The organism is Corallococcus sp. CA047B, from assembly GCF_003612065.1.
Taxonomy (GTDB): domain Bacteria; phylum Myxococcota; class Myxococcia; order Myxococcales; family Myxococcaceae; genus Corallococcus; species Corallococcus praedator.
Genome location: NZ_RAWD01000264.1, coordinates 1 through 14,186, shown reverse-complemented (window position 1 = coordinate 14,186; position 14,186 = coordinate 1). Strand labels below are relative to the sequence as shown.

The following is a 14,186-nucleotide window of genomic DNA, read 5'->3' as shown; positions in this document are numbered from 1 at the left end:
GCCCTTCTCCCCTCCTCCCGCCCCGGACGGCGGCCATGCCGTGCGGGCCGCCAACGCCATCCGCGAGGGCGTCCTCCACGAGGTGCGCAAGGCCGTGGTCGGACAGGACGAACCGCTGGAGCTGATGCTCTGCGGGCTCGTCGCCGGAGGCCACATCCTGCTGGAGGGCGTGCCCGGCGTGGCGAAGACGCTGATGGCCAAGGCGCTGTCGCGCAGCGTGGGCGCGGAGTTCAAGCGCATCCAGTTCACGCCGGACCTGATGCCCGCGGACATCCTGGGCACCAGCGTCTTCGACCTGAAGACGCAGAGCTTCGTCCTGGCGCGCGGGCCCATCTTCACGGACCTGCTGCTGGCGGACGAAATCAACCGCGCCCCGGCCAAGACGCAGTCCGCGCTGCTGGAGGCGATGCAGGAGCGTGCCGTGTCGCTGGAGGGCCGCAACATGCTGCTCTCCCCCATGTTCACGGTGTTCGCCACGCAGAACCCGGTGGAGTCCGAAGGCACGTACCCACTGCCCGAGGCGCAGTTGGATCGCTTCCTCCTCAAAATCGACGTGGGCTACCCCGCGCCGGAGGAAGAGGACGCCATCCTCGACGCCGTGCACCGGGGCTTCGACTCAGGTGACCTGTCGCGCGCGGGCGTGAACGCGGCGGTGACGAAGGACGGCCTGCTCCAGGCGCGAGCAGCGCTCAGCGAAGTGAACGTGGAGCCGCCGGTGCTGGGCTACATCCGCAAGCTGGTGTCCGCGACGCGTGCCTCGCCCAACATCCGCCTGGGCGCGGGGCCGCGAGCGGGCGTGCACCTGCTGCTCGCGTCCAAGGCGCTGGCGGCGCTCCGGGGCCGCGACTTCGTCACGCCGGACGACGTGCGCTTCCTCGCGGGCCCGGTGCTGCGCCACCGCCTGCTCCTGTCGCCGGACGCGGAGCTGGACGGGGCCACGCCCGCGGACGTGCTGCGTGAGGTGGTCCAGGGCGTCGAGGTCCCCCGGTGATTCCCTCCGAGCGCCTGTGGGGGCTCCTGGCCCTGCTCGCGCTGCCCATGGCGTTGGCGGGCTTCTTCCCGGGCCTGGGCGGCGCGGTGCTGGCGCTGGACGCCCTGGCCCTGGCCCTGGCCGCGTTCGACTACCTCCTGGCCCGCCGCGTGAGGCTGGAGGTGCACCGCACGCTGCCAGAGCGCCTCAACGTCGGCGTGGCCAACCGCGTGGAAGTGCGCCTCGTGCACCGGGGCCGGGGCACCGTGCAGGTGCGCGTGAAGGATGACGCCCCGTCGGACTTCACCACCGAGCCCGACGAAGCCACGCTGCGCCTCACGCCGGACAGCCAGACGCAGTGGGTGTACCGGGCCACGCCGGTGAAGCGCGGCAAGTTCGCGTTCGGAAACGTGCACGTGCGCGTGAAGGGCCCGCTGGGGCTCATGTCACAGGAGCGCGCCTTCGTCGCCGCGCGCTCGGTGTCGGTGTACCCGGACCTGCGCGGGGCGCGGCGGCTGCTGTTGTCGGGCGCGGCGTTGGACCTGGTGAACCTGGGCCTGCGGCAGCTGCGGCGCGACGGCCGGGGCAGCGAGTTCGCGCGCCTGCGCGACTACGCCCAGGGCGACAGCGTGCGCGACGTGGACTGGAAGGCCACCGCGCGCCGGGGCCGTCCGGTGACGCGAGTGCTGGAGTCGGAGCGTTCCCAGGCGCTGCTCATCTGCGTGGACGCGGGCCGCTCCATGGCGGCGCAGGTGGACGGGCTCACGAAGCTGGACCACGCGGTGAACGCGGCGCTCTTCCTCGCCTTCGTGGCCATCCGCAACGGGGACCGCGTGGGTTTGGCGCTCTTCGCGGACGGTGTGAAGGCGTACCTGCCTCCCGCGGCGGGCCGGGGCCAGTACCGCAAGCTGGTGGACACGCTGTACTCCGCGACGCCCAGCCTCACGTACGTGGACTACCTGGCGCTCTTCAAGGAGCTGAATGTCCGCCTGAACCGGCGCAGCCTCCTGTGCGTCTTCACCGACTTCCTCGACGAGGAGCAGGCCAACACCCTGGTCGCGCCCCTGCACCGGCTGGCGCGCCGCCATGTCCCGCTGTGCCTGTCGGTGAAGGACACGGCGCTGCAGAAGCTGCTGCGCACACCGCCCACCGGCCCCGAGCAGGCCTTCCAGCACGCCGTGGCGTCGGAGCTGCTGTCGGACCGCGAAGTGCTCAAGGCCCGCGTGAGCCGGGGCGGCGTGCAGATGCTGGACGTGGCCCCGGACGAGCTGAGCCTCGCGGCGGTGAACCGCTATCTCGACATCAAGGCGCGCGGCGTCCTGTAGCGGAGGGCCCCATGGACTTCACCTTCCAGGCAGGGGACCTCACGGCGGAGCAGATTCCCGACGCGGAGACGGAAGCCCTGCAGCCGCTGCTCGAGCGCTGCGAGGACTTCCACCAGCTCTCCTACGGTCGCCCTGCCCTGGCGGATCAGGCCCGGCGCATCCCCGCTGAACGGCCCCCAAACCTCACACCCGGACAGGGACACCTGTTCGCGTTGAAGACGGCGGCAGGCGACGTCGTGGGACTCCTCGAAGCGCTGCGCGACTTCCCGGCGCCGGGCGAGTGGTACCTGGGCATCCTGCTCCTCGCGCCGGAAGTGCGAGGCCAGGGTCGGGGGGAGGTCGTGGCCCGTGCCTACGAAGGGCACGTGCGCGCCCAGGGAGGAAGGCTGCTGCGGCTCGCGGTGCTGGAGCAGAACGAGGCCGCGCACCGCTTCTGGACGCGGATGGGCTTCCAACCGGAGAAGTGGGTGGGGCCGCTGGAGCAGGGCCTGAAGCAGAACCGGCTGCTGCGGATGACCAAGGCGCTGGGCTGAAAAACCGCGTCAGGACTCCGGACCTTCGCGCAGCCAGCCCACGAAGCGCGTGTCGGGCACGGCGCCGCGCACGCGGTGCAGCCCGCGCTTGAACAGCGCGTAGACGTGGAAGAAGCGCTCCAGGCCCGCGCGCTCGGACGCCGTCATCGGGTGCGCGCCGCACACCACCTTCGGGTCGCCCTTCCCCGCGTCGATGAAGCCCAGCACGGCCACCACGGGCACGCGCACGCGCTGCCCCTGCGACAGGCGTGGCCCCAGCACCACCGCGTCCAGCGGGTCGCCGTCATCCGACAGCAGGCCCGGGATGGAGCCGTAGTTGTACGGACACGGCAGCGGCGACACGAAGTCCACCGTCCCGTCCGCGCGCCGCTTCACCATGGAGAAGCGGGGGCACTCGATGAGCACCTCCGGCTCACGCGGCAGTGGCGGCACGGACAGGTCCGGCACGGAAGCAGCGCGCCCCACGCTCATCCCGCGGTCTCCACCGGGTCATGGGCCCGCGCCCCGCGCCGTCGGCCGCGCATCCAGTCCGACAGCAGGTACGCGTAGACGCCCGCGCCCACGGTGAGCGCGAAGGAGATCTTGAAGGCCACCGACAGCTTCGGAGGGTGGATCTGCGACACGGTGCCTTCGATGAAGCCCGCGAGCACGAACAGCACGAGCGTGCCGAACAGCAGCTTCACCGCCGTCACCGCCTCCTTGCGCAGGGCCTGCCCTCGCGTCAGGCCCCCCGGCGCCACCATGCCGCGCGCGATGACGAGCCCCGCCGCGCCCGCGATGCAGATGGCGGACAGCTCCGGGATGCCGTGCGGGAGGATCCACGCCCAGAACCACCCCGTCATCCCCTTTGCCGCGTACACCTGCGCCAGCGCCCCCAGGAACAGGCCGTTGACGAACAGCATCACCGCCGTGCCCAGCCCCAGCGTGATGCCCAGCGCGAACGCCAGGAAGGCCACCTGGATGTTGTGCGTGAAGAGGAACGTGGAGAACTGCGCCTGATCCTCCACGGACATGCCCTTGCCGGCGGCTTCATCGGCGGCGCGCTTCACCGGGTCCATGTTCAGGTGCTGCTCGGGCACCAGGTAGTGCGCCGCGTCCGGATCCACCACCATGCCCACGTAGCCGAAGCCCGCGCCCGCCGCCATCAGCAGCACCGACGCCAGGTACATGCGCCACTCGCGGTGCATCAGCGCCGGGAAGCCGCGCGACACGAACGCCCACACGTCCGCGAAGCGCGGCCGGGAGCCCGGATACGTCAGCGCGTACGCCCGGCCCACCAGGTCGTTGAGGTACGCGCTCACGTCCGCGGAGCCGCTGCGCGCGCGCACCCACAACAGGTCGCTGGAGACGGCGCGGTACAGCTTCCCCAGCGACCGCGCCTCCTCCAGGCTCAGCTTGCGCAGCCCGTCCGATTCGGACTTGTCCAGCAGCGACTCCAATTGCTGCCAGCGGGGGCGCCGCGTCTCGATGAACTCCGCCATCTCCATGGCGCCACACTCTAGCCGAGCCCCGAAAACAGCGAGGCGCCGGTCGCCCTCCCCTGTGACAGGGAGGCGCCGGCGCCCCGTGACTTCCGGAAGCGGAAGGCTCCTTGCGCTACTTGATGAGTTTCTCCAGCGGCTTCGCCTCGGTGGAGGACTGGGCCTGGGTCCACTCGACGACGGGCGTCTGCCACGCCATGCCCGTCTCGGCCGGGTTGGCATCCAGCTTCTCGAAGCCGAAGCCGTCACCGCCGAAGTACAGGTACTCCACGGTGGCCACCGTGTACTCCTTCTTCGGGTCCAGGGCCTTGCCCTTGGCGTCCTTGAACTTGCCCTTGCCCGCCGGGGTGAGGCCGGCCACGAGCGCGGTGGGGTTCTCCGCCTGCTTGGCCAGGTCCTCGCCCGTGAGCTTCACGGTGAGCAGCGAGTTCTCGAACGGCATCACCGAGTACACGCTGCCCAGCGTCACGTCACCCGCCGGCAGACCGCCGCGCAGGCCGCCCTTGTTGAGGATGGCCACGTCGGTGTTGAGCTGCGTGCGCACCGCGCCCGCCACCCACTTCGCCATCAGCGGCGAGTCCTGGGGGATGCCCGCCTTGGTGAAGCCGATCTTCCGGCCCAGGGCCTCGTCCACCTTCGTCTGCCACTCGGCGATGCGCTTCGCCGTCTCCGCGTCCGGCGTGCCGCCCGTGACGTCGACGACCTTCGTCTCCACGCCGGTCAGCTTCTGGCCCGCGCCCTTCGCCGGGTCGAACTTGAAGTGCGCGCGCAGGTACGAATCAAAGCCGCGGCCCAGCGACACGTACGTCGTGTCACCTTCCGTCTTGGGCGCCGTCGCTTCCGCGCAGCGGCCACCGGCGACGAGCGACACCTTCCAGTCGGGGTGCTTGGCGAGCACGGGCTGCAGGTCGGTGGGGCACTGGTCCGCCACCACGACGATGACGTCCGCGCCCGCCTTGCGCGCCTCGGGGATCGCGGTGTTGAGCGCGTCCTCGGAGGGGGTGACCTCCAGGCCCTCCGCGCGGCCGGACATCACCGTGCCCACCGTCTTCTGCGACGTGAGGCCCACCACGCCAATCTTCAGGCCGCGCCGGTCGAAGACCTGGAACGCGGGCATGGACAGGTCCTTCGCCAGCGACGCGTCCGTCACCTTCAGGTTCGCCGCCAGGAAGGGAAAGCCCCCCGCCGCGCGGTTCTTCAGGAAGGAGTCCTTGGCGTACGACAGCTCGTGGTTGCCCAGCGCGGAGGCCGCATAGCCCATGTGCCCCATCACCTCGGCCGTCGGAGCGCCCAGGAAGAAGGAGGAGATGGCCGGGCCCGTCCACAGGTCGCCCGTCGTCAGGGCGAGCGTACCGGCAGCCGGACAGGTCGCCTGGCCGTCCTTCAGCGGACCGGCACAGTGCTTTTCATCCTTCACCCAGCGGCCCATCAGCTCCGCGGCGCCACCCTTGCCGTCGGCGGGCAGGAGCTGTCCACGGGTGCTGCCGGTGACGAGCACCGTCACTTCGGACGGCACCGCGGGCTTCGCGGGCGCCGCCGGAGGAGGCGTGGCCGGGGCAGGAGGAGGAGTCTTCTCACAGCCCGCAAGGGCTCCCAAGGCGAGGACCAGCGCGCCGGACGACAGCCGGAGCTGGCGGGTAGGACGACGGAAGGGACGCAGCGAGAGAAGGTTCGGGTTCACGGCCCGGCCTTTAGCACATCCCTGGCGTGGTAGCGTGATGCAATGACGGGCATGAAAGGCAAGGATTTCAAGCCTTTACGAGAGGAAACGGACGGCGGCTCTGCGTCCGGTCCAGGCGCTTCGCCGCTGCGGGACGGGGTGAGGAACTGGTGGAACGAGGCGCGCGGTGGCGCCGAGCACTTCCAGGCGGTGCGGGGCGCGCTGCCGGAAGGTCGCATCCGCCAGTTCTTCTATGGCGCGAGCCTGCCCTTCCACATCGCGAGGACGACGCTGGCGGATGCCCCGACGCGCGCGCGCTACCTGCGGGTGACCTGCCTCCAGACGGCGTTCCTCGTGGCCCTCACCGGCCTCTGGGCGGCGAACAACTTCCAGGAGGAGACGGCGGCGAAGGCGAAGCGCGCCGAGCAGGTCTCCCGCGCGCTGAGCCCGGAGGCCGAGGCGCGCCTCGAACAGCGGGCCCGGGAGCTGGAGGCGGCGCTCGGCGCGAAGGGCCCCCAGGGCACGGCGTCGGGGGATACGCCTTCCGTGAGCGACGCGGTGAGCGCGCTCGTCGAGGAGGCCGTCAACGCCGCGAAGGAAGACGGCGTGGCGCCGGACGAAGCCGCGAGCGCCGCCGGGGATGCAGCGGAGGAGGCCGCCGACCGCGCCGGGGCCGCCGAGGCCGCGAAGGCCAGCGACGAGGAGGAGGACGGTGAAGCCCTGGGCCAACAGGTCTCCGCCACGGTCCGCGCCGCCATCCAGCAGGCGATCCGGGGTACCCCCCAGGCCCCGAAGGAGAAGGGCCCCGCCATCCAGAAGGAGCCCCAGAAGAAGGGGTTCAACATCGACAAGCCCGAGCTGCGCCAGGGCGTCTTCTTCCTGGGCAGCTGGGAGTTCTGGGTGCTGTTCTTCACGTCGTTGAGCGCGGTGCAGTGGTTGGTCGTCGCCCTGTCGCGCGACTTCCACACGGTCATGTCCCGCGAGGCGAGTCTGGCCACCGGCATCGCGCCCGAGGATCCGGAGATCGCCCCGCGCGTGCGCCTCAACATCCCGTGGATCAAGGCCAAGCTGCGGCGCCGGTGGAGGGCCTTCGTGCTCTTCGCGCTGGGCTTCCCCGCCGTGGCGCTCATCACCGCGCCCGTGTGCTGGAGCGATGTGCTGTTCACCACGCTCAGCACCGCCTGGGGCTTCTGGTGGCTCGTCGTCTTCTCCGCCGCCAAGAGCGAGCGCGCCTGGGTGTCACCCGTCTCCCGCCCGCCCTGGTTCCTTCGCGGCTGGGCCGCTATGGCCCGGGTGCTGCCATTCCTGCGCTGGGGTCCCTTCCGCTGGTACGAAGGCCTGTTGACGCGCCGGACGGAGGACATCGCCTCCCCCATCGCGAGCGTCGAGCGTCAGCCCTGGGCCTTCTCGGGCCTCGCGTTGTCGCGCTTCGTGGGCAGCCTCCCGCCCTTCCGCTGCTTCACGCGGCCGTTCATGTCGGTGGCCGCGGCCCACCTGCACAGCCTGGATCCCCAGCAGCCCTCGAAGAACGCCGCGCCGCCCGCTCACGACGTGGGGGACTGACGCCGCGTCACGCGTCCGAGGGCGCGTTGCCCTCGGGCGGCAGTCCGCCAATGCCCTCCAGCGGCACGGGCGGCTGCTGCGCGACGCCCAGCTCCAGCCGCTGTCCCGTCTCCCGCCGCGCGGGCAGGTCGATGACGCTCTGGAGCTGCTGGCTCACGGAGCGGAAGAAGCCGGTGAGCAGCTCCGGCCGGTCCGCCAGCAGGTCCAGGAAGTCGCGCCGGTCGATGACGAGCACGCGCGAGTCCACCGCCGCCACCATGTCCGTGGGACGGGGCGCGCCATCCAGCAGGCTCACCTCGCCGATGGCCTCCTTCGCCTGGAAGCGCAACACGTGCTCGCCGTTGCGGAACGCGTCCACCGCGCCCTCGACGATGACGTAGAGCGCGTCGCCCGGGTCGCCCTGGCTGTAGAGGCGCTCGCCCGTGCGGTACATGGCCTCGCGAGCCACCTCCGCGATGGCGGCGATGTCATCCACGTCGCTCTGCGAGAAGACGCTCACGCCTTCCAGCGCGAACATCCGTTGGACGATCTTGTCGCTCAATTCACCCTCCTGCGGGAGCACGTCCAGGCCATTCACCCGCGCCACGTGGCGGGCACACGCGCGCAGCACCACGTCCTCGCTCTGCACCAGCCCCGCCAGCCGCCGCCACAGCCGGCCCGGCGCTCCGGGAGGCAGCTCGCGGTGGTGGGCCTCCACCTGCTCCATCACCAGCTCGCGCTCCTCCACCGCCACCAGGTTCTCCAGCAGCTCCAGCGCGTACGCGCGGCGCCGGGAGTCGGAGCCCACCAGGTGCTGGTGGATCCGCCGCATCGCCTGGGGCGGGTGCAAGAGGCCCAGCAGGAAGAACGACAGCTCCAGCGCCTGATCCAACCGGTCGCCCACCGCGCGGGTGAGCAGCGACTGCGGCCCCAGCGCCGCCTGCACGTCGCGGAAGGCTCCCACCAGCTGGCGGTACGTGTCGCGGCGGCGGCCCAGCGCCTCGTGGATCCGGTCCACGTCCACCGGGTGGTCCGGCTGCTCCTCGCGGAGCCGCGACAGCTGCGCGCCGATGCGGAAGTGCAGTCCCGCGTCGTCGCGCACGTTGGAGAAGAGCAGCGCGTTCAACGCCGCGGACGTCCCGATGCCGCGCAGCACGCGGGGCAGTTGCATCCGCATGGCCAGCGGCGCGGCCTTGTTGTTGAGCTGCAACTCCAACAGCGGCGTCACCGCGTCGCCCAACTGCACCAGCGACTCACGCGCGCCCGGACGCTCCTCGCGCCAGGTGAGGAACGGCAGGAGGCGCGGCGCCAGCTCCACGTAGCCGCCCTGCCCCACCGCCACCAGCGCCACGCGCCGCACGGAGATGTCCATGTCCTCCAGGTAGAGCGACAGCGGCCCCGCGAAGCGCGGATCCTTCAGCCGGCCCAGCAGCCGCGCCACCTCGCGCCGCTCCGCCACCGGGGCATGGTCCCCTTTCGACAGCAGCTCGCGCAGCGACTCCAGCGCCGCGGAGTTCACCTGCGTGCGCATCAGCGCGCCAATGGCCGCGCACCGGAGGCCCACGTCGGAGCTCGTCAGGAGCGGCGGCAACAGCCGCTCCGCGCGCTCCGGCGACAGGCGCGCCAGGGCCCACACGGCCTGGTCGCGGGGTCGCCGGGGCCCCTCCTCCACCAGCCGCTCCAGCATGGGCGCCAGCTCGCGCGCCTCCAGGCTCAGCGCCAGCGTCACGCCGCGCTCCTGCACGCGCTCGTGGGGGTGGGCCAGGAGCGCGGCCAGGTGCTGGCGCAGCGGCGCCTCCGCCTGCTCCAGCATGTCCACCGCGCGCAGCACCCGCTCCGGCGTGGGCGCGCCCAGCGCCTCCACCAGCAGCTTCTGCGAATCGACGCCCAGCTCGACCTCTTCCTCTTCGTGCGCGCCCACCTGCTCGCCCAGCGCCGTGAGGTACGCGGGCTTGAGGCGCACGAGCAGCAGGCCCAGCGCGGCGCACAGCGCCACCACCGCCACCGCCATGGTGATGCCGTTGGCCCCGCGCCCCGCGCCGATGAGCATCACGCCCGCCAGCACCACGCCGCCCTTGCGCAACAGGCCATCCACCGCGCTGCGCAGACCCTCGCGCTGCTCGTCCGGCACCGCCGCGTAGAGCAACTGGATGCCCACCGGAAGGATGGAGTAGCTCACCGCCGTCTCCACCAGCCGCAGCAGGTGCACCGGCCACAACTGCCCCGTCGCCAGCGTCGCACCCGCCAGCGGCGCGAGCACCACCGGCACCAGCGCCAGGTACATCAGCAGGCCCATGCGCTTGAGCAGCCGCTCCGCCACCAGCAACTGGAAGGCCACGCAGAACAGGCCAATCCACAGCTGCAACGAACCGAAGAGCGCCGCCAGTCCGTCCTCGCTGAGCGTGCCCTCCACGCGCAGGCGGAACAGGTAGTCCACGAAGGACGACAGCACCGCGAACGCGATGCCCAGCGCCGCGAGCACCTGCGCGTACGGACTCTCGCCCAGGTAGCGCCACGCGGGGAACCACGCCTGCAGCGAACGCGTGCGCTGCGGCGGCGCGGGCTCCGTCTGGTGGAGGTGGTGGAAGATGGCCCCCGCGGCCAGGAGGCTCACCGCGCCGCTGACCACGACCACGGGCGTGCCAAACCGCACCGCGAACGCCTGCACCAACAGGCCGCCCGCGATGCCACCGCCCATGCCGAAGCCGTTGAGCACCGTGAACGCCCGGCGCGCCTCGCGCGCGTCGAACGCGGACGCCATGCGGCCCCAGAAGCGGAACGACACGAACGTGCTGAAGCAGTCCGCGAACAGGTACAGCGCCAGCGCCGGCATGCGCTGCCCCGCGGACAGCGCCGCAGCCAGCCCCAGCGCCAGCACGCCGCCCACGCCGGTGAGGATGCCCGGAGACTCCGTGGGCGCGTCGGGCCGGCCCCGGGGCAGCAGCGTGAGCGTCGCCGTCATCAGCGCACCCAGCAGATACAGGTAGGGCAGCGCCTGCGACTCGAAGCGCGACAGCACCAGCGCGTTCGCGGCCGTCTTGAGCTGCGTCACCCCGGCGATGAGCGCGAACTGGAAGGCGCCCGCTGGCAGCACGCGGCGGTTCCAGGATGAGGTTTCGGAAGAGGCCACGGGCGCGGGAATGCGGACAGGATAGCGTGGGAGCCCGCTATTCACGAATAACACCCTTGTGGCCCACCCCGCACCTGTCCCCCGGAGGGACGCGGATGCTCGCCCGTCTGCCCCTCCCCCAAGGCGCACACGCGGCTCCGAGAAAGCACCGAGGCGCCTGCGAAGGCACTCCGGAATCCTTGCGGCCCCCACGGAATCCTTCCGCGAACGTCCCGGGAACGGGGGCCGGGTGGCATACACTGCGCCCCGTGACGCCCGCCCCCGACACCCTGCTCGACGGCACCCACACGGTGCTGACCCCGGAGTACGTGGAGTTCCGCTTCACGCTCGCGGGCGTGTACTCGCGCTTCCTCGCGTGGCTGGTGGACGCGGTCATCGTGGGGATTGCCACCACGGTGGTGCTGCTGGTGTTCCAGGTCGCGATGGCCGCGTTCCCGGGGTTCGCCAGCGCGCTGGGCATCGTCATCTACTTCCTGGTGGACTGGGGGTACGGCATCACGCTGGAGACCGCCTGGGCCGGGCAGACGGTGGGCAAGCGCGTCCTGTCCCTGCGGGTCATCCAGGAGAGCGGCGTGCGCATCGGCTTCTACCACGCGGCGCTGCGCAACCTGGCGCGCGTCGTGGACCGGCTGCCCCTGCTCTACCTGGTGGGCGGCACCACCGCGCTCGTCTCGCGCTCGCACCAGCGGCTGGGAGATTTGCTCGCCGGCACCATCGTCGTGCGCGAGCGCCGCCTCAAGGTGCCCTCCGCGCTGGAGACCCGGGGCGACGAGGGGCTCCTGGCGGATCCGCTGTTCGTCTCCCGCGTGAAGCGGCTGTCCACCGAGGAGCGGGAGCTGGTGCTGTCCGCGGCCCTGCGGCGCGAGGAGCTGCGGATGGAGGCCCGGCTGCGGCTGTTCTCCGCGCTGGGCGCCCGGCTCCAGGACTCGCTCGCGATGGAGAAGCCCGCCCACCTCTCGGACGAGAAGTGGACGCTGCTCGTCGCCGCCACGCTGCTGCCCGCCCCGAACTCGCGTCCGGGACGCCCGTCCGCGCCTAGAAGTACGCCGCCACGCCCACCGAACCGGTCAGCGACGTCTGCGTATCCTCGTTGAGGGCGATGTAGAAGTTGTACTGCGCGCGCACGCCCAGGCTCACCGAGTCCGTCACGAAGTAGTCCAGCCCCACGTTGGGCCCGATGCCCACGAAGTTGCTGACGCTCTCCTTGAAGACGATGAGGTAGCTCACGTCCGTGCCGATGTAGGGACGCAGCGTCTCCTCCAGCAGCAGGTAGCGGATGCCGATGGACGGGGCCAGGCCCACCACGCGCTTCTCCGGGGTGGCGAAGGTGTCCTTCGGGAACATCAGCTTCGACAGGGAGACGACCTCGAAGCCGTTCTCCACGTAGAGGCTGCCCTCCAGGCCCAGGAAGGGCGTGCCCGCGAGTCCCGCGGTGCGTTTGAAGTCCATGTAGCCCACGGAGAGTCCCAGGCTCCGGTTGGAGAACTGGGCGTGGGCGGGGGTCGCGCCCAGGAGGGCGGCAAGCAAGCCAAAGGCACAAAGGTAGGTCCGCATGGCGCGGCACTCTACAGCCGGCCTAACCCCTGGAAAACAGCGCTGATTCACCGGCAGGCCGCCGTTGCCTCACGGGGTGGCGCTCTCCTACACTCGGCCGGCCATGCGTCTTCGCCGCCTTGTCCTTACGCTGACCGCCGCTGCCTCCTTGACCACCACCGCGTGCCTCAACACGCCGCCGCCGCACGAACGGGCGCTCATCAACAATGAGCTGTGCGCGCAGGAGATGGCCAACGGGGATCTCCAGAAGGCGGAGACCTACTGCAACCTGGGCCTGGAGTTCTCCCCCCAGTACGCGGACCTCTGGGCCAACAAGGGCCTCATCGCCATGTATTCGGGCAACAAGCCCAAGGCGAAGGAGTTCTTCATCAAGGCCCTGCGCTACAACCAGGAGCACCTGCAGGCCTACCAGAACCTGGGCGTCCTCTACCTGGAGGAAGGCGCCTACGGAAAGGCCCACGACAACTTCAAGCGCGCCCTGCAGGTGAACCCGGACAACCTGGAGTCGCGCTACGACCTGGGCCTCACCAACATGAAGATGGGCAAGGTGAAGGAGGCCCGCAAGGAGTTCAACACCCTGCTCGCCGTCAACCCCAACGTCTCCAACGCCCACCACAACCTGGGCATCATGGCCTACGAGGAGAAGGACCTGGAGACGGCCTTCGAGCACATCTCCCAGGCCGCCCAGCTCACCCCGGACTCCTCGGAGGTGTGGCACGACCTGGGCACGGTGCTGATGGAGCAGAGCCGCTTCGCGGAGGCCCGCGAGGCCTTCGGCAACTGCTCCCGCCTGGATGAGAAGAACTCCAGCTGCCTGAACAACCTGGCCCTCGCCCAGCGCAAGGTGGCGCTGACGGACTCGGCGCTCAAGGAGCTCAAGGACACGCAGACGGCGGAGAACAGCGCCCCGGCGCTCTACCTGCTCGCGCGCCAGTACCGCGAGAAGGGCCTGCTGACGGAGGAGGAAGGCGCCTACCGCAAGTGCGTGAAGCTGGACGCCAAGTTCGCGCCCTGCCACTTCGGCCTGTTTCAGATCTTCTCGGACGCGCACAAGCAGACCCACGCCGAGGCCGCCTGCAAGAACTTCATGAAGTTTGGTACCTCCGAGGAATTCCCCACCGAGTATCAGACGTGTGAGAGATTCCTGGCCAACGACTCATTCTAGCCGTCCCTTCGGGTAGCGACTCCACGCGATGAGCGTCCGTCTGACCGTCACGCAGCGCAGTGAAGCTGGAGGCGCCTCTGGAAAAGAGGTCGTCCTCGACGATGCGATCATCACCCTGGGCCGGGACAAGACCTGCCAGGTGATGCTTCCCCAGCAGGCCGTGTCGCGCAACCACGCGCGCATCACCCAGGAAGGCACGCTCTACTTCCTGGAGGACCTGGGCAGCGCCTACGGCACGAAGGTCAATGGCAAGCCCCTGCCCCAGGGGGAGAAGGAGCTGCTGCGCAACGGCGACATCATCGCCATCGCGCAGTACGACGTCCGCTTCGACAAGGTCGTCGAGATCGCCCAGGACGTGAGCGACAAGACGTCCTTCATCGCGCGCGGCATGGTGAAGGACGTGATGCGCGGGCTCGCCGGCGGCGAGGAGCGCTTCCTGCGCTACATGAACGGCCCCAAGGAAGGCCAGCGCATCGAAATCTCCGACGCCCAGGAGCACGTCTTCGGCCGCGACGAGAAGGAAGCCGACGTCATCCTCAAGGATGACCTCGTCTCGCGAAGGCACGCCAAGGTGCGCCGCGACTGGTCCGGCACGCACGTGGAGGACCTGGGCAGCCGCAACGGCATCAAGGTCAACAAGAAGCGCGTCAACCGCAAGGCCCTCAAGGACGGCGACGAGGTGGAGATTGGCGCCACGCGCTTCGTCTACGTGGACCCCGCCGAGCCGCCCGACGAGCCGGTGAGCATCTCCAGCGAGGTGAGCCCCGTCAGCGCTCCGGCGCCCTCGCCGCCGCGCCCCTCCCCGCCCCGCCGCGAGGAGCCGCCC

12 protein-coding genes are annotated in these 14,186 nt (G+C 70.6%); 7 read left to right on the top strand and 5 right to left on the bottom strand.

The annotated features are described in order from the left end of the window. Positions 1-40: 40 nt before the first annotated feature. From D7X74_RS31135 to D7X74_RS31125, 3 genes are read left to right on the top strand one after another with little or no spacing between them, the layout of a single operon-like run. Positions 41-991: a MoxR family ATPase gene (locus D7X74_RS31135; RefSeq protein ID WP_233595874.1), complete on the top strand. Its 951-nt coding sequence runs from the start codon at positions 41-43 to the stop codon at positions 989-991. Further along, complete coding sequence (locus D7X74_RS31130; protein WP_120536647.1) at positions 988-2,295, top strand: DUF58 domain-containing protein; 1,308 nt, start codon at positions 988-990, stop codon at positions 2,293-2,295. Before D7X74_RS31135 ends, D7X74_RS31130 begins: the two co-directional genes overlap by 4 nt. 11 nt (positions 2,296-2,306) lie before the next feature. Next, a complete protein-coding gene (locus D7X74_RS31125; RefSeq protein ID WP_120536646.1) occupies positions 2,307-2,828 on the top strand; it encodes a GNAT family N-acetyltransferase in 522 nt (173 codons plus the stop codon). Between the two features lie 9 nt (positions 2,829-2,837). Here the strand turns inward: D7X74_RS31125 and D7X74_RS31120 are convergent, their stop codons facing one another. The 3 genes from D7X74_RS31120 to D7X74_RS31110 form a co-directional block, all read right to left on the bottom strand. Continuing rightward, complete coding sequence (locus D7X74_RS31120) at positions 2,838-3,299, bottom strand: inorganic diphosphatase (RefSeq protein WP_120536645.1); 462 nt, start codon at positions 3,297-3,299, stop codon at positions 2,838-2,840. Then, on the bottom strand, positions 3,296-4,315 hold the full coding sequence (locus tag D7X74_RS31115; RefSeq protein ID WP_120536644.1) for a stage II sporulation protein M: 1,020 nt from the start codon (positions 4,313-4,315) through the stop codon (positions 3,296-3,298). The genes D7X74_RS31120 and D7X74_RS31115 overlap by 4 nt, the downstream gene beginning before the upstream one ends. Before the next feature lie 109 nt (positions 4,316-4,424). Then, on the bottom strand, positions 4,425-5,990 hold the full coding sequence (locus D7X74_RS31110; protein ID WP_120536643.1) for a bifunctional UDP-sugar hydrolase/5'-nucleotidase: 1,566 nt from the start codon (positions 5,988-5,990) through the stop codon (positions 4,425-4,427). 138 nt (positions 5,991-6,128) lie between these two features. Between D7X74_RS31110 and D7X74_RS31105 the strand changes: the two genes are divergently transcribed. Next, entirely contained in the window at positions 6,129-7,532 is a 1,404-nt protein-coding gene (locus D7X74_RS31105; RefSeq protein ID WP_120536642.1) for a hypothetical protein, read from the top strand. A 7-nt stretch (positions 7,533-7,539) separates the two neighbouring features. Here D7X74_RS31105 and D7X74_RS31100 read toward each other — a convergent pair whose 3' ends face one another. Further along, positions 7,540-10,641, bottom strand: coding sequence for a cyclic nucleotide-binding domain-containing protein (locus D7X74_RS31100; RefSeq protein WP_120536641.1), 3,102 nt, complete (start codon positions 10,639-10,641; stop codon positions 7,540-7,542). Positions 10,642-10,889: 248 nt separating this feature from the next. On the opposite strand from D7X74_RS31100, the gene D7X74_RS31095 reads away from it, so the two are divergent. Continuing rightward, a complete protein-coding gene (locus D7X74_RS31095) occupies positions 10,890-11,735 on the top strand; it encodes an RDD family protein (protein WP_120536640.1) in 846 nt (281 codons plus the stop codon). Here D7X74_RS31095 and D7X74_RS31090 read toward each other — a convergent pair. After that, entirely contained in the window at positions 11,677-12,195 is a 519-nt protein-coding gene (locus D7X74_RS31090) for a hypothetical protein (RefSeq protein ID WP_120536639.1), read from the bottom strand. The genes D7X74_RS31095 and D7X74_RS31090 overlap by 59 nt on opposite strands. A 103-nt stretch (positions 12,196-12,298) precedes the next feature. Between D7X74_RS31090 and D7X74_RS31085 the strand changes: the two genes are divergently transcribed. Both D7X74_RS31085 and D7X74_RS31080 read left to right on the top strand, forming a co-directional pair. Next, on the top strand, positions 12,299-13,360 hold the full coding sequence (locus D7X74_RS31085) for a lipopolysaccharide assembly protein LapB (RefSeq protein WP_199741933.1): 1,062 nt from the start codon (positions 12,299-12,301) through the stop codon (positions 13,358-13,360). Positions 13,361-13,388: 28 nt separating this feature from the next. Further along, positions 13,389-14,186, top strand: a 798-nt coding sequence (locus tag D7X74_RS31080; protein ID WP_199741932.1) for an FHA domain-containing protein, incomplete at its 3' end; no start/stop codon positions are given.

Excerpts from the sequence above, each read along its gene's own strand:
- D7X74_RS31125 (WP_120536646.1), top strand. The coding sequence starts at position 2,307 with ATGGACTTCACCTTCCAGGCAGGGGACCTCACGGCGGAGCAGATTCCC.
- D7X74_RS31120 (WP_120536645.1), bottom strand. The coding sequence starts at position 3,299 with ATGAGCGTGGGGCGCGCTGCTTCCGTGCCGGACCTGTCCGTGCCGCCA.
- D7X74_RS31115 (WP_120536644.1), bottom strand. The coding sequence starts at position 4,315 with ATGGAGATGGCGGAGTTCATCGAGACGCGGCGCCCCCGCTGGCAGCAA.
- D7X74_RS31090 (WP_120536639.1), bottom strand. The coding sequence starts at position 12,195 with ATGCGGACCTACCTTTGTGCCTTTGGCTTGCTTGCCGCCCTCCTGGGC.
- D7X74_RS31085 (WP_199741933.1), top strand. The coding sequence starts at position 12,299 with ATGCGTCTTCGCCGCCTTGTCCTTACGCTGACCGCCGCTGCCTCCTTG.